General features: G+C 32.0%; 15 protein-coding genes. 5 read left to right on the top strand and 10 right to left on the bottom strand.

Annotated features, from left to right (window positions below; all coding sequences use genetic code 11):
* Nucleotides 1–119: 119 nt before the first annotated feature.
* Both HN894_14790 and HN894_14795 read right to left on the bottom strand, forming a co-directional pair.
* Nucleotides 120–605, bottom strand: coding sequence for a response regulator (locus tag HN894_14790; GenBank protein ID MBT7144590.1), 486 nt, complete (start codon nt 603–605; stop codon nt 120–122).
* Nucleotides 606–639: 34 nt separating this feature from the next.
* Nucleotides 640–1014 carry a response regulator gene (locus tag HN894_14795; protein ID MBT7144591.1) on the bottom strand — a complete coding sequence of 125 codons (375 nt, stop codon included), beginning with the start codon at nt 1012–1014 and terminating at the stop codon, nt 640–642.
* A 193-nt stretch (nt 1015–1207) separates the two neighbouring features.
* On the opposite strand from HN894_14795, the gene HN894_14800 reads away from it, so the two are divergent.
* From HN894_14800 to rfbD, 5 genes are all read left to right on the top strand, one after another.
* On the top strand, nt 1208–2530 hold the full coding sequence (locus tag HN894_14800; GenBank protein ID MBT7144592.1) for a UDP-glucose/GDP-mannose dehydrogenase family protein: 1323 nt from the start codon (nt 1208–1210) through the stop codon (nt 2528–2530).
* Nucleotides 2531–2685: 155 nt separating this feature from the next.
* Nucleotides 2686–3627 carry an SDR family oxidoreductase gene (locus tag HN894_14805; protein MBT7144593.1) on the top strand — a complete coding sequence of 314 codons (942 nt, stop codon included), beginning with the start codon at nt 2686–2688 and terminating at the stop codon, nt 3625–3627.
* 100 nt (nt 3628–3727) lie between these two features.
* A complete protein-coding gene (gene rfbA, locus HN894_14810; protein ID MBT7144594.1) occupies nt 3728–4621 on the top strand; it encodes a glucose-1-phosphate thymidylyltransferase RfbA in 894 nt (297 codons plus the stop codon).
* Nucleotides 4622–4659: 38 nt separating this feature from the next.
* Entirely contained in the window at nt 4660–5223 is a 564-nt protein-coding gene (gene rfbC, locus HN894_14815; protein MBT7144595.1) for a dTDP-4-dehydrorhamnose 3,5-epimerase, read from the top strand.
* A gap of 42 nt (nt 5224–5265) precedes the next feature.
* A complete protein-coding gene (gene rfbD, locus HN894_14820) occupies nt 5266–6141 on the top strand; it encodes a dTDP-4-dehydrorhamnose reductase (GenBank protein ID MBT7144596.1) in 876 nt (291 codons plus the stop codon).
* 2 nt (nt 6142–6143) lie between these two features.
* On the opposite strand, the gene HN894_14825 is transcribed toward rfbD, so the two are convergent.
* The 8 genes from HN894_14825 to HN894_14860 form a co-directional block, all read right to left on the bottom strand.
* Nucleotides 6144–7292 (bottom strand): hypothetical protein, encoded by a 1149-nt coding sequence (locus HN894_14825; GenBank protein MBT7144597.1) that lies wholly within the window; start codon nt 7290–7292, stop codon nt 6144–6146.
* 32 nt (nt 7293–7324) lie between these two features.
* Nucleotides 7325–8485 (bottom strand): DUF1016 family protein, encoded by a 1161-nt coding sequence (locus tag HN894_14830; protein ID MBT7144598.1) that lies wholly within the window; start codon nt 8483–8485, stop codon nt 7325–7327.
* Between the two features lie 230 nt (nt 8486–8715).
* Complete coding sequence (locus tag HN894_14835; GenBank protein ID MBT7144599.1) at nt 8716–10611, bottom strand: AAA family ATPase; 1896 nt, start codon at nt 10609–10611, stop codon at nt 8716–8718.
* A 147-nt stretch (nt 10612–10758) separates the two neighbouring features.
* A complete protein-coding gene (locus tag HN894_14840; GenBank protein ID MBT7144600.1) occupies nt 10759–11442 on the bottom strand; it encodes an ABC transporter ATP-binding protein in 684 nt (227 codons plus the stop codon).
* A gap of 55 nt (nt 11443–11497) precedes the next feature.
* A complete protein-coding gene (locus HN894_14845) occupies nt 11498–12715 on the bottom strand; it encodes an ABC transporter permease (protein ID MBT7144601.1) in 1218 nt (405 codons plus the stop codon).
* Between the two features lie 48 nt (nt 12716–12763).
* Nucleotides 12764–13984, bottom strand: coding sequence for an ABC transporter permease (locus tag HN894_14850; protein MBT7144602.1), 1221 nt, complete (start codon nt 13982–13984; stop codon nt 12764–12766).
* A gap of 43 nt (nt 13985–14027) precedes the next feature.
* Nucleotides 14028–14789 carry an outer membrane lipoprotein-sorting protein gene (locus HN894_14855; protein MBT7144603.1) on the bottom strand — a complete coding sequence of 254 codons (762 nt, stop codon included), beginning with the start codon at nt 14787–14789 and terminating at the stop codon, nt 14028–14030.
* Between the two features lie 52 nt (nt 14790–14841).
* Complete coding sequence (locus HN894_14860; GenBank protein ID MBT7144604.1) at nt 14842–15069, bottom strand: hypothetical protein; 228 nt, start codon at nt 15067–15069, stop codon at nt 14842–14844.
* Nucleotides 15070–15259: the final 190 nt, after the last annotated feature.

Consider the following 15259-nt stretch of genomic DNA (forward strand, 5'->3'; position numbering starts at 1 on the left):
TAGAATCATTCAAAATAAAATTCGGTAAAATTTAAAATTGAATAAAAAAATTAACTAAAACTCATCAATGTTAATATATTTGAGCATGAAAATTGTAGAAACGTTTATGAAAAAAAAGTTTATGAATTAATCAGGTTAAAGGTGCTTTTTCTATCTTCCAAATAAGAGATTATATTCTTTTTGAGTTTAAACTCATGCAAAAATTCTAATCTAAACAGTAATCGTTCAGAATTTATTGGTTTGTTATAAATGTCATCAATATTTTGCTTTAATGCTTCCGCTTTATTTTCCAGAGTATAATTCTCATCAATCATAATGAAGGGTAACGATTGTTGAGTCATATTTGAATATATTTCGCTGTGCATTAAAAAGCCCGACATTCCTGGTATTACTATTTCAGAAATAATCGCATAAGGTTGGGGATTGTTTTCCAACCAACTAACCGCTAAATATCCGTTTATTTTATTTATTAAATTTATCTCATCGTTGCTAGAAAGTGCCTCAATCACAGATTTGTCTTCTCCAACATAAAGAATATCATATACTTTTTCTTTGGTTTCTGTATTTTTAGTATGGAAAAATTCTTCAGGAAATTTATGTTGCATAATCTTCTAATTATTTTTTTTGATTGGAAACTATTTAAAATACTCTACCTAAGGCGATTTCAATTTTAACATCCAATTCTTCCGGATTAAACGGTTTAACAATAAAGTCGTTCGCACCCATTTTTAGGCACTTTACTCTCTCGGCACTTGTGTCTAATCCTGAAAGCATTATCAATGGAATATTTTTAAAATAGCCACTTGCTTTTACACTTTTAATGAATTCATAGCCATCTAATTTTGGCATTTCAACATCGCATACAATTAAGTCAGGAATATCTCCTTCCTGAAGCCAGGCTAATCCTTCAGCACCATTATTCTGTGAAACAACATTATATTTCCTACTCAGAAAGCTTACCAAAAGAGTTCTAATAGTTGCTTCATCGTCTATAACCAAAATTTTCTTCTTCATCAAAATTACGTTTAAACATATTAATTGTTAAATTTCAATCTTTTATAGTGATAAAAAAACTGAAAAATAAAAGAACTAAACTAAAAAACATGACAAATTTAAAAAAATATATATCTTTATCATTTATAAATTTTATTTTTTTTGACTAAAATAATTTACAGATTATTGATAAACTTTTTAATATTAAAGAATTATGAGAATTTCAATTGTAGGATCAGGCTATGTTGGTTTAGTATCGGGAACTTGTTTTGCAGAAACAGGTATTACTGTAACCTGTGTAGATATTGACGAAAAGAAGATTGAGAACCTAAATAAAGGAATAATTCCAATCTACGAACCCGGTTTAGAGAATATGATACAAAAAAATGCAAGCAAAGACAGGTTGTTTTTTACTACAAGTCTGAAAGATAGTTTAGACAAAAGTGATGCAGTTTTTATAGCTGTTGGAACTCCTCCGGACGAAGATGGAAGTGCAGACCTTCAATTTGTACTTTCCGTTGCACGAGAAGTTGGTAAAAATCTTGATCATTACATGGTTATTGTTACAAAAAGTACTGTTCCAATTGGAACAGCAAAAAAAGTGAAAGCTGCGATTCAAGGAGAATTAGATAAAAGAGGTGTAGATATTCCTTTTGATATTGCTTCAAATCCGGAATTTCTGAAAGAAGGTGATGCTATTGACGATTTCTTAAAACCAGACAGAATTGTTGTAGGAGTAGAAACTGAAAGGGCGAAGAAAGTTATGCAAAGGCTTTACAAACCATTTGTTATGAACAACCATCCATTATTATTTATGGATGTTCCATCGGCAGAATTGACAAAATATGCAGCAAATTCGATGCTTGCAACAAAAATTAGTTTTATGAACGATATTGCCAATTTTTGCGATTTAGTCGGGGCAGATGTTCATTCTGTAAGAATGGGAATTGGCTCTGATAGCAGGATAGGAAATAAATTTTTATATCCGGGAGTTGGATACGGAGGCTCATGTTTTCCAAAAGATGTGAAAGCTCTAATTAAAACTGCTGACGAAAACAACTACTCACTTGAGATATTAAAATCTGTCGAAGATGTAAATGAGAGACAAAAATCAGTATTGTATGATAAAATAATGTCGCACTACAAAGGTAATATTAAAGGTAAAAAATTCGCTATGTGGGGATTATCTTTTAAACCCAACACAGATGATATGCGAGAAGCCCCATCAATAGTATTAATTTCTAAATTACTAAAAGAAGGTGCAAATGTTCGAGCTTACGACCCTGTTGCTATTGAAGAGTCGAAAAGAAAAATTGGAGACATAGTAACCTATGTAGATGACCAGTACGAAGCCCTCATAGACGTTGACGCATTGATTGTTGTAACAGAATGGCAAGAATTTAGAGTGCCAAAATTTACTATCGTAGAACGATTAATGAAAACTAAACTTGTATTTGATGGCAGAAATATTTTCGATCCAGAAGAAATGAAAGAGTTTGGATATCAATATTACGGTATTGGAAGGAAAAAAGTATAAAACTCTTTTCTTTAAAAAATAGACCTCATTTTATTCCACATTTTGAGGTCTATTTTCTTTTCAAAGATTTGTATTGAATATATCAGATGTTTGAGATTATGCCAAGACTCATGGCATGAAATTGTAGATAGAAGGATAAATCAAATAAATATATCATGAAAAAAATATTAGTAACCGGAGGTGCCGGATTTTTAGGATCACATTTGTCAGAACGTCTTTTGAAAGAAGGAAATGAAGTAGTTTGTCTCGACAATTATTTTACTGGCAGTAAACAAAATGTTGTCCACCTTTTAAGCAATCCATACTTTGAATTAGTTAGACATGACGTAACAATGCCTTATTTTGTAGAGGTTGATCAGATATACAATTTAGCTTGCCCTGCTTCACCAATTCACTATCAGTATAATCCAATAAAAACAGTAAAAACATCTGTTTCAGGTGCAATAAATATGTTAGGTCTTGCAAAACGAATAAACGCCAGAATATTACAGGCCTCAACAAGCGAAGTATATGGAGATCCTGCCATTCATCCGCAAACTGAAGACTACTGGGGAAATGTAAACCCAATTGGCATTCGCTCGTGCTACGACGAAGGTAAAAGATGTGCAGAAACATTATTTATGAATTATCACACCCAAAATAATGTCAAAATAAAAATTATTAGAATTTTTAACACATATGGACCTAGAATGAATCCCAACGACGGGCGTGTAGTTTCAAATTTTATTGTACAAGCCCTTAAAGGAGAGAATATTACAATTTATGGAAACGGTGAACAGACCAGAAGTTTTCAATATGTAGATGACCTTATTGAAGGTATGATAAGAATGATGAACTGTAGGCAAGATTTCATTGGGCCGGTAAATATTGGAAATCCAGGAGAATTTACAATGCTTGAACTTGCCGAAAAAGTTATAAAAATAACAAATTCCAATTCAAAAATAATACATTTACCTCTTCCAAAAGACGACCCTACCCAAAGAAAACCAAATATCGACCTTGCAAAAAAAGAGTTAGACAATTGGGAACCAAAAATTCAATTAGATGAAGGTTTGACAAATACCATAAACTATTTCAAAAGAATTTTGAATTTATGATTCTCGAAAACAGAAATTAGCAAAACAAGCGAATTTCAATTTTCAATTTCTGCATCTTTAGATTTAAATTTATTAGCTTTAAAAAACAAATAATTAAAATATGAAAGGAATAATTTTAGCAGGTGGTTCAGGAACAAGACTTTATCCTATAACAAAAAGCATTTCGAAACAAATAATCCCGGTTTACGATAAACCCATGATTTATTACCCACTGTCTGTTTTGATGTTAGCCGGAATTCAGGAAATTTTGATTATTTCAACACCAACAGATATTAAGCTATATGAAGACCTACTTGGTGAAGGCAAACAATTTGGCTTAAAGCTGTCATACGAAATTCAACCATCGCCCGATGGTCTTGCACAGGCATTTACTATTGGCGATAAATTCATTGGCAACGATAATGTTTGTTTGGTTTTGGGCGACAATATTTTTTATGGTTATGGTTTTGGGAAAATTCTAGAAGAAGCAGCAAACTTAAAAGATGGTTCTATAGTTTTCGGATATTATGTAAACGATCCTGAGAGATATGGAGTTGCCGAATTCGATAAGTCTGGCAAGGTTTTAAGCCTTGAAGAAAAACCCAAAAATCCAAAATCGAACTACGCAGTTACAGGACTATATTTCTATAGCAACGATGTTGTAGCTAAAGCAAAGAGCCTTAAACCTTCGCCTCGTGGAGAATTGGAGATAACCGATCTCAACAGACTTTACCTTAACGAAGAAAGATTAGGTGTAAAACTCTTAGGTCGTGGTATGGCTTGGTTAGACACAGGTACCCACGAAAGTTTATTACAAGCATCGAACTACATTGCTACCATTGAAAAACGACAAGGACTTAAAGTTGCTTGTCTTGAAGAAATTGCTTTCAATAAAGGATATATTGATAAAGCTCAACTTCTTGAACTTGCAGAACCTCTCAAAAAAAATCAATACGGTCAATACCTTATTAAAATTGCTGAAGAAGATTTTTTTTCAGGCAACACTGATTTTTAGTTTTAATCAAGCAGTTTTACAAAAAATGAAAAGATAAAATGAAAATAATTAAAACATATATTCCCGATTTATTAATCATTGAACCAAAAGTTTTTGAAGACGAAAGAGGATATTTTTTCGAAAGCTACAACAAAGAAGATTTTATTAATAATAATGTAAATATTGATTTTGTACAAGACAATCAGTCGAAATCTATGTATGGAGTAATTCGTGGATTGCACTACCAACTTGCACCCCATTCTCAAACAAAACTTGTGAGAGCATTACGCGGAACAATTCTCGATGTTGCTGTTGACATTAGAAAAGATTCGCCAACCTACGGAAAATCATTCAGCATAGAACTGAGCGAAGAAAACAAAAAACAACTTCTCATTCCTCAAGGATTTGCTCACGGTTTTTCAGTTCTTACCGATTATGCAGTTTTTTCGTACAAATGCGATAATTTATACAATCCCAATTCCGAAAGAGGAATAAATTTTCTCGACCCAATGTTAAATATTGATTGGAAAATTGATAAGACAAAAGCTGTTGTTTCAACAAAAGATAAGGTTAATCCTTCTTTCGATGATGCCGAAACTAATTTTGTTTATGGGCAGATTTAACATACGAAATAGCTGAATACTCTTTTTATTAAAAATAATCGGATGAACACAATTTTAATAACAGGTTCGAAAGGGCAATTAGGAAGCGAAATTTCTGAACTATCAAAAAATTATAAAGAGCTAAACTTTATTTTTACAGATGTTGAAGAACTTGACATTACCAGCAAAAAAGACATTCTTGCTTTTTTTGAAAAGAACAATATCAATTTTGTTGTTAATTGCGCTGCTTTTACAGCAGTTGATAATGCTGAAACAAACAAGGAATTTGCAAATCTTCTGAATGCCATAGCAGTAGGATATCTCGGAGAGTCAGCAAAAGAACATAATGCTAAAATAATTCACATTTCCACAGATTATGTTTTCGATGGAAAAAACCATACTCCCTATTCCGAGAATCAGGCTCCTAAGCCAAATTCGGCATATGGCGAAACAAAACTTAATGGCGAAATTGAATTAGAAAAAAGCGGAGCAAATTCAATAACAATTCGCACTTCCTGGCTTTATTCGGCTTTTGGCAACAATTTTGTAAAAACCATGATGAGGCTTGGAAAAGAACGGGACGAATTAGGAGTTCTTTTCGACCAAATAGGCACACCTACTTACGCAAAAGATTTAGCACAAGCGATAATTGAAATAATTTTGCAAAGCATAAAAAATGAAAATGCCTTCAAAAACGGCATATATCATTTTTCAAACGAAGGCGTTTGCAGTTGGTACGATTTTGCAATAGAGATTCACAAACTCGCCAATATTTCTTGCTTTGTAAAACCAATAGAAACCAAAGACTATCCGCTCCCGGCAAATCGTCCACACTACAGTGTTTTAAATAAACATAAAATTAAAGATACTTTTGGTATAAAAATTCCTTTTTGGAGAGATAGTTTAATAAAGTGTATTGAAATTTTGGAAAAAGTCTAATTCTAAAAACTCAATTGCAATTTCAAAAAACCCATAAAGAATTTGCTTCTTTCGTCGCCAAATTGTCCATCGAAAAATTGTGAGATAAAAGAAACATTCAGATTGTCTTTTAAAGAATAATCTAAGGAACCACCGATATATATTCCATCAAGTTTTGGGAAATACATTGCTGAAACACTTGCATTTATCAATGGATTGATTGGAAATCCAGCACTCAAAAAATAAGTATGTTCGGTGAACGAAATAGCTTTTTCGGACTGAGGCAAATTCAGCATTTCACCAAATTGAGAAATATCATAACTTTTCGCATATTCATTGTAAATATAATCTATTTGCAGCATCAGCGAATTGCTGAAAGTGTAGTTGCCGGACAAAGCAAATAGCAAAACGCCGGAAGTATCCTTCATTTTTTTAGGCACAAAATAGCTGAGTTCGCCAGTAAATCCAGCAGTTTTTATATCGCCCGACCAACCCAAACCTGCAAATATTTCCGTCTCTTTTATCAGTCCGCCCAATAACTGTATGTCGTAGTTCCATTTATTGAAACGGTAGAGCCCGGCAAGAGTAATCTCTTTGTCTGAATTACAATTCATGGCAAATTCGGCACTGCTCGAATATGAAGTATAATATTGAATTCTAATGGCATCGCTTCCAGGACGTTCGGTATAATCGACCTCGAAAAACGAATACGAATTAAAAATATCATTAGGATTCCAAATAAAATTTTGCCCCCAATTTATTCTTTGTCGGCCAAGGGTAATTTGCAAATCTTTGATTGTATAGTCGAGATATAATCTATCTATTGTGCTGTTCAGAGCAAAAGATTCTTCGCTTAGAATGTTTCTATTTAAGTCAAAATATGAGTTGCTTTCTTCAATAGATTTTGCATACTCGGGAAAATATTGAAATGAACTTCCCCACAAAAGTCGATTTCTGATACTTGTTGCAAATTTCAATGAATTATTTGGATACCACTTAAAATTCAGCCGATTATGTATAACATTATCGTTCACCCAATCCTCATCATATGATTCGAACATCACGGACTGAATATTCGAAATATATCCGTTCAATGTCCAGTTTTTCTCATTCTGTGAATTAGCATTTAAAATAAATAGAAATAAAAGTGTGCTTAATAATATTTGTTTCATTTGGTCGCTGTTTAATATATTTTTTGATACAATCAATTATTTTTCATCCATTTCTTAACTATTTTCTCCAATTCACTTTTTGAAGGAAGATTAATAAGATATTCGTTTACAAAAACATTTTCTTTAGCTGTAGTGGCATATTTTACCATTGCTTTTTTACTTTTGGTACAAAGCAAAATTCCAATTGGTTGGTTATCGTATTGCTTCATTTCTTCGTACTTGTAGTACTGCAAATACACCTCCAACTGTCCAATATGTTCGTGCTTGAATTCATCATTTTTTATTTCAATAATTACGTGTGAACGCAAAATACGATGATAAAATACCAAGTCAATATAAAAATACTCATCATCGATCAATATTCGTTTTTGACGTGCCTCAAAACAAAAACCATTTCCCAATTCTAAAAGAAACATTTGTAAATTGTCCATCAATGCTTGTTCTATATCGCTTTCTTCCAGAATACTTTTTACCGGCAAATCAAGAAATTCAAAAGTCAATGGAGTTTTCAGGATATGGGCAGGAGTGAGTTGTTCGGCATTTTGATGAACCAAACGACTGAGTTTTTCTTTGTCTTTTGATAAGCCGGAACGTTCGAAATACAGTGTCGCAATTTGCCGTTTCAATTCCTTGACACTCCAAGTACCATTGATGCACTCTATTTCGTAAAAAGTGCGTTTTAATGAATTTTCAATTTTTATTAGCTCGGTTAAATGTGTGAACGAAAGCCTTTTAATGATTTTTTTAGCAGGAACTTTCAATTCATCAGTCGCCGACTGATGAATTCGATTTGCTATATTTTCCACTGTTGCCAATTCATCAGTCAATGACTGATGAATTTCAAGTCGCTTATTATCAGGATTTAACAATTCATCTGTTGGCAACTGATGAATTGGAAAATACTCTTTGATTTCTTGAAGTATAGAAAATATATGAGGATAAAGGATATAAAATTGACGACAAACTCTAAGATTAGTTTCCGACAAACCTTTTATTTCAATTTCTTTTGCTAAATGCGGTATTAAACCTGTACCGTAGGCAGCGCGGTCTTCACCGTTTTGTTCGTATTCTACAATGTATGCACCTATCCACCAGTTACGAACTGTAAGTGCTGTGTTTACAGCCGATACTGCCTTTTGAAACAACTCGTTGTGCATCTCCGATATTTGATTTGCTAAGTGTTTTAGGTTCATAGTTTGCTGAATACTGTTTATTATAATTTTAATTTGATAAATTTTCGTATTCTTTTTCAATATCTGATTGAGATATCTCTCCTTTCGATGTTTTGGGTTTCAATTATACAGCCTGTTCTTTTATAGTTTTAAATCAATATTATTTATATTGTAATTTGGATATTTGCAATTATAAAACTCTTTAAATTAAACTGAGTAATTGTAAACTTTGAAAAACACAATCATTCAATTTAGTTCCCAAATAGTTTATGATACCATTTCAAATTACTCAATCTGAAAATTTCAGTATCTTGTTTGCTTATTTTATTTTCAAGTGTTTCTATTTTATCGTTTAAAGTTTTAATTCTATTTCCCTTTTTTTTTAATTCCAATTTTATCCTTTTATTTTCATTATCAAAATCATCAGTCTTTTGCAGCAGTACATTTATTACAGAGTTTTGCTTTTCTATCTCTCCCTCCATTATTCCTTTTTGTTTTGATATATTATCAAATTCCTTTTTTAAGAAATTGTTTTGTTGAATAAAAACTTTTGCTTTATTTTGTTGCTTAGCAAGCCCTTTTTCAGAATAGTATAATCTTGAAAAATAATAAACAAAAAATCGTTTAAAAATATCTGTTCCAATATCATTGCGATATTTATATGCTTTTAGCAAATCATCAAACGCTTTTGAATATTCATTTTTTTTAATCTTGTATCTTGCACTTTTGTACAATATATCTGCTTTACCCGAATTTAATTCTTTAATAATTAAAGTGTTTGGAGTTTCATTTTGAGCGAAAACTAAAACTTCATTATCCGTTTTAATTGCAGTTCTGTTAATTTGTGATTTTAGCATCAAACCATTAAAAGTAGTGCAACGACTCAATGCAACATAAACTTGACCTGGGGCAAATGCAGCACTTAGATCAGCAAAAACTTTTTCAAATGTAAGTCCTTGACTTTTATGAACAGTAATAGCCCATGCAAGTTTTAATGGAAATTGTATAAATGTTCCAATAATTTCTTCTTCAATCTTTTTTTGTTCATCATTCCAACTATATCTTACATTTTCCCAAGTCTCTTTTTCAACTTTTATCTCCTTGAAATCATCATTTTTATCAGTAATCTCAACAATAATTGTAAATTCTTCTATTTTTTTAATTGTGCCGATTTTTCCATTAAAGTAACGTTTACTTCTATCATTTTTTATGAACATTATTTGAGCATTTTCCTTTAATTGCAATACTCTGTCAGTAGGTAATGAATTATCGGGAAATGTTCCTGTGATTGTTGCTTCAAAAAAATTGGGTTCAGTTTCTAATTCAGACAATTTTGTTAAATTAGTTGTTTCTACATTCCTATTGTGCGTAGCTAAAATTATATATTTATCTTTTTTATTAGGTTCATAATTTGAAGTATATCTGCTATTTAATAATAATATATCATCTTCTTTTACTTTGTTAATTCTAACTTTATTCAATAATTCGATAAACTCTTTTTCATTTTGGCGATATATTTTTTTCAGTTCAATATAGACAGGTTTGTTTTGTTCAATTACTTTTGCACTAAAAAAAAATGGACTTTTATAATATTGTGATAAAATGAGCCATTCATCATTTTTTGCAATAGGAGGTAATTGAAAAGTATCCCCAACTAATACAACTTGTACTCCGCCAAATGGTTCTGTTTCTTTTTTTCTAAAAATCCTAAGCAATCTGTCAATAACATCTAATAAATCACTTCTTACCATTGATATTTCATCTATTATTAAAAGCTCTAAACCTTTAATTATTTCTAATTTCTTCTTGAAATATTTGAAATGGTCAAATACAGTTGATTTATCATTGTCATTTAAACTTGGTTTTGTTCTTAGTCGTTTATCATTTGGAACATAAATACTTGGACGAATTTGAAAAAATGAATGTATCGTTTGCCCAGCTGCATTTATCGCCGCCACACCTGTTGGTGCAACAATAACAATATTCTTTTTACTTGTTTCTCTTAGGTATTTTAAAAATGTTGTTTTTCCTGTTCCAGCTTTTCCTGTCAAATATACTAATTTATTAGTATGCTTGACAATTTCAGCTGCATTGTTAAATTCAACATTACTTTCATCAAGTTGAATATTATCTATGATTATTGACATATTAATCTTTAATTAATCTTTGTCGCATTGCTAGAATATATGACTGCTACACTCATCCAATCCTCAATTATAACATCATTGTATTTACATTGGATAACAATATCTATTTATATTATAGAAATGTATTTTTCTCCGTTCTCAAAACAATCACTTCCTAACATCCGAAACAACTTTTCCGTCTTCGATGGTAATTACACGTCTGGCTTTTTTCACAACTCGGGCATCGTGGGTTGAAAAAATAAAGGTAATATTTTCATCGCTGTTTAGTTTTTCCATAATGTCGAGCAGATTTTCGGTCGATTTTGAATCTAAATTTGCAGTGGGTTCGTCGGCAAGAACAAATTTGGGTTTCGAGGCTAAAGCCCTTGCAACAGCAACTCTTTGCTGCTGTCCGCCCGAAAGTTTGTTTGGTCGTTTGTTTATTTGCTCCTCCAATCCCACCGACTTCAGCAAATCAAAAGTGCGTTTTTCACGTTCAGTTTTCGATTTCCCCTGAAGGTGCATAATAAATTCTACGTTTTCTTTAGCTGTCAAAACCGGAATAAGATTGTATGCTTGAAAAACAAAACCAATATTGTTCATTCTGAATGTTGTTTTTTTCTTTGCTGATAGTGTAGCAATATCAACATCATTAATCTGAACATTTCCATCGCTGGCATCGTCTAATCCGCCAACAATATTCAGAAATGTTGTCTTCCCCGAACCCGAGGGTCCCACTATTGCAGCAAATTCGCCCTCTTCAAAATCCAAACTTATTCCATTCACAGCATGGACAGGATTTGTGTCTTCATCGTAAATTTTATGTAAATTTTTTATTTCTATTATTTTCATTTGTCTATGTTTTTTGTTCTATAAAAAGGAGTCTTTTGAGATTGTTAATTCTATTTTATTCGGTTCGGATAGATTCAGCCGGATTTAGACGTAATGCTTTAAAAGCCGGATAAAGGGCAGATATTATTCCTGTTAAAATTACCAGAGCTGATGTTATTATTAATGTTTCGAAATCGATGACCGGATATATAATTGGTGAAAAACCCATTGCAGAAAGTCCTTCGCCCCAAACAGACAAATCTAAACCAACTTTTGAGAAATATAATGAGATTAAATATCCAAAAATAATACCAATTATCCCTCCTGTAAACGATAAAAATATTGACTCTAAAATTATCATCGAAAAAACTCTAAGTTTGTTCATTCCCACAGCCATAAGCATACCGAGTTCTTTGACACGTTCGAGAACAACCATGAGCATTGTATTTATGATTCCAAAACAAAGTGCCAACAAAATAATAACAACAACCATGTACATATAGACTCCCATAAGTTCGTCCATATAGCCCATTTCCGGACTTAAAGTTCGCCAGTTTTCTGTTTTCAATTCCGGCATAAGTTTCGAGATTTCGTCAGTTATGCTTTCCAAATTATTACTGTTTTCCAACAAAATTGCTAATTCGTGGCAAGTATTTTCTTCCAAAGAGCAAAGCCTCGAAATATCGGAGTTTCGCACAAATATTGTCATTCCGTCGTATGCAGTATTTGATGTTTTATAAATTCCGGCAACTCTGAATGCACCACTAATAACATCGCCATTGATGTCCTGAACTGTAATAATTATTTTGTTTCGAATACGAACATCTAATTTGTCGGCTAATTTTTTTCCAATAACAACCGGATTTCTCGTAACACCTTCGAAATATTTTCCCTCGATGATTTTTTCATGAATATTGGATACTTGTTTTTCTTGTTCCGGTACTGTTCCGACAATTTTTACACCCGTTCCGGTTTCGGCAGTAGCAACCATCGAATTTATTATTATTCTATTTGAAGCAGCAAGAACACCTTCAATTTTATTTATTTCTGAAACTTTCTCGGATGTGTTAGTAATCAGATAGTTTAACTCGTAGTTTTCTTTGAATTTTGGCTTATGTACTTGAATATGTGCCATTTCTGTATTAATAACATCAGCGAGACGTTGATTAATCCAACCTTTCATAAAAAATGAAGAAAACACACCGGCTACAAGCCCTATTGAAACTGCAATGACAACAACCAAACTGCGCATTTTGTTTCGCCAAACGTTTCTCCATGATATTGACCAAATCATATTTTTATTTTTATTCGTTTAAAATTTCCTTTTATTTAGTTTTTAAATTTATCCTCTAAGTGCCTCAATAACTCTCAATTTCGAAATATTATAGATTGGATAAATCGAAATAACAATTGTAATTGCAAATACCGCCAGAGCTTGATTATAAAATACTTTAGGATCAATCGCAAATTTCATTACCGGTTCGAAACCGTAATTTATCATAACTTCAGCAGTTTGCCCGGTAAGAGGAATTGGATTTAAATATAAATAATAAGTAATCGGAAAACTCACAATAATTCCTGCAATAACGCCTACTAAACCAATCAACATGGTTTCAATAAACAAAATTCTCATTAATTTAAGTTTTTGCATTCCAACTGCAACAATAACACCCAACTCTCTTTTCCTTTCAGACATCATCATCATAATCGTACCCAAAATTCCGAAACCAATTACGAGATAAAGAATAATCTTGAAGACTACAGCAGTTCCCCTATCGCTTTCAATTTGCTGAACTAAAACCGGTTGCATTTCTTCCCAAGTCATCACTTCATGATTATCATTTATTGCAGCTTTCAAATTGTTTTGTATTTCTGTCATATTTCTATAATCATCTAACATAACTACATAGGAGGCTAACAGATTTTCGGCAGAATAAAAATTTTGACAATTTGAGATTTCCATTAAAATCAGAAGTCTGTTAAATTCCGGATTCGGATGTTTTATTATCCCACGAATTGGATATTTTCCGGCAGCACTCACTCCATGATATCCCTGCCCAATCATTACTAATGTATCATTCAATTTTAGTTTCAGATAGTCTGCCAAGCCTTCAGCAATTAACACTCCATCATCATCTTGTTTCAAATAGTTGCCGGTTTTCATTTTGGCTTTTACATTTGTTACTTTGTCTTCTTTTTCAGGATCGATGCCAAGCACCAAGGCTCCTTTTGTAATTTCTTCTGACGAAGCCAGTGCATACGATTCAAGGCGTGGAGTGTAGAACGAAATGTTCTTTTCATTTTCTAAAGCAGCAATTATTTCAGGACTCGATTCAAATGTATTGTTAATTTTCTGATTTTCCCAATAGCCCTTTTTATGAATTTGGATAGAGCCGGAATAAAATTTTACGGCAATATCTACCATGTTCGTATAAGAACCTTCTTGCATAGAACTCATAATTGCAGAAAAAAGAACACCAAAAAGAATCGAAGAAATTGCAATAGAAGTTCGCCTTCTATTTCTCCATAAATTTCTCCAGGCAATTTTAAAATTTGTGTACATATTATCAATCAGTTATAGTGGAAATTAGAAATTGGAAATTTAGTTATCTGATTCGTTTCATATTTTGTTGCGAAAAAAAGCCGTCTTCAATAGGCTCATCAAATTTAAGCGAAATAAACTCAAGAATAGTTTTCTGATTTTTTTTCTCGACAGGAACTATTTCCATTCTCGTGGGTATAGTACGGTCTCCCATTTTTTTTAGCTCGAAAGCATTTTCAATATTTACAAGATATCCATCTTCGTCGTAATACTCAGCTTTCCAAATATCAAATCCTTCTGCACTGACCCAGACTATAATTTTCCCCCAAACAACCGGAGCATCAGGTTTCACTGTAAGCTGAATTTTATGGCATTCCAATTCCCTAACAATTTCTTTCCCAAGATAATCATGTGTATAATCAACAATAATTGAAGATTGTTTTACAAGATCGTCGTTCGTAAAATCTGAACCCATCCAAGATTGCATCATCATTGAGGGTGGAATTTTTATCATTTTTTCAATGCTCGGCACCCAATTCCACATTTCTTTTTTCCTTTTCAGAAAAACCTGCCCTTTTTCTTTTGCCGGTGAAGTTATATAAATCATAAAATATTCGGTACCCTTCGACCATGATTTCATTGAGATACTTCGGTTCCAATCTGCCCTTTCTATTGTCATTTTCATTTCACCACTGCTTGTTTTTCCACGGTTTTTTTGGTCGGCTTTTTTTATTACTTCAAGTGCGGAAAACTCTTGTGCCTCAACAAAATTGATATTTATTAATAGGAAAAATAATACTGCCACAACCTTTGTTGCTCTTTTCATTTGTTTAGTTTTTAGTATCTATTTATAATAATTGATTATTGCAAATTGAAATTCATTTATACATTTCAATAATTTTATTTTTTATCTCATCAAGCTGAAAATTTTCCGAATCGTTTATATAATTTAAAAATATTCCATCAAGAATAGCAAACAAAAATCGTGTTTCTACTTCCGGATTTTTATATCCTTTAGATGCAAAATATTTTGTTGTAATTATAATAACAGGGCTTAAAACTTCATACAATTTAGGTTTAACAATTTTGAAAACAGGTGGCTGCATCAACATTGCAAAATATAGCTTCCAGTTTTTTATATTACTTTTCAGAATGCTAACCTGATTAATTCATAAACTTTTTTTTTCATATAGTTTTTTAAATTTTCAAGCTCAAATTAATTAATATTAATGAGTTTTGTTTAATTTTTGTATTTGGGTTTAAATTTTTTCGCACTTTAATTAGAATGATTCTAAA

The sequence above is a fragment of the Bacteroidota bacterium genome, from assembly GCA_018692315.1.
Classification (GTDB): Bacteria; Bacteroidota; Bacteroidia; order Bacteroidales; family JABHKC01; genus JABHKC01.

What these genes read in the sequence shown, in the direction of transcription:
- HN894_14790 (MBT7144590.1), bottom strand. Translation starts at nt 605, where the DNA reads ATGCAACATAAATTTCCTGAAGAATTTTTCCATACTAAAAATACAGAA.
- HN894_14795 (MBT7144591.1), bottom strand. Translation starts at nt 1,014, where the DNA reads ATGAAGAAGAAAATTTTGGTTATAGACGATGAAGCAACTATTAGAACT.
- HN894_14800 (MBT7144592.1), top strand. Translation starts at nt 1,208, where the DNA reads ATGAGAATTTCAATTGTAGGATCAGGCTATGTTGGTTTAGTATCGGGA.
- HN894_14805 (MBT7144593.1), top strand. Translation starts at nt 2,686, where the DNA reads ATGAAAAAAATATTAGTAACCGGAGGTGCCGGATTTTTAGGATCACAT.
- rfbA (MBT7144594.1), top strand. Translation starts at nt 3,728, where the DNA reads ATGAAAGGAATAATTTTAGCAGGTGGTTCAGGAACAAGACTTTATCCT.
- rfbC (MBT7144595.1), top strand. Translation starts at nt 4,660, where the DNA reads ATGAAAATAATTAAAACATATATTCCCGATTTATTAATCATTGAACCA.
- rfbD (MBT7144596.1), top strand. Translation starts at nt 5,266, where the DNA reads ATGAACACAATTTTAATAACAGGTTCGAAAGGGCAATTAGGAAGCGAA.
- HN894_14825 (MBT7144597.1), bottom strand. Translation starts at nt 7,292, where the DNA reads ATGAAACAAATATTATTAAGCACACTTTTATTTCTATTTATTTTAAAT.
- HN894_14830 (MBT7144598.1), bottom strand. Translation starts at nt 8,485, where the DNA reads ATGAACCTAAAACACTTAGCAAATCAAATATCGGAGATGCACAACGAG.
- HN894_14835 (MBT7144599.1), bottom strand. Translation starts at nt 10,611, where the DNA reads ATGTCAATAATCATAGATAATATTCAACTTGATGAAAGTAATGTTGAA.
- HN894_14840 (MBT7144600.1), bottom strand. Translation starts at nt 11,442, where the DNA reads ATGAAAATAATAGAAATAAAAAATTTACATAAAATTTACGATGAAGAC.
- HN894_14845 (MBT7144601.1), bottom strand. Translation starts at nt 12,715, where the DNA reads ATGATTTGGTCAATATCATGGAGAAACGTTTGGCGAAACAAAATGCGC.
- HN894_14850 (MBT7144602.1), bottom strand. Translation starts at nt 13,984, where the DNA reads ATGTACACAAATTTTAAAATTGCCTGGAGAAATTTATGGAGAAATAGA.
- HN894_14855 (MBT7144603.1), bottom strand. Translation starts at nt 14,789, where the DNA reads ATGAAAAGAGCAACAAAGGTTGTGGCAGTATTATTTTTCCTATTAATA.
- HN894_14860 (MBT7144604.1), bottom strand. Translation starts at nt 15,069, where the DNA reads ATGCAGCCACCTGTTTTCAAAATTGTTAAACCTAAATTGTATGAAGTT.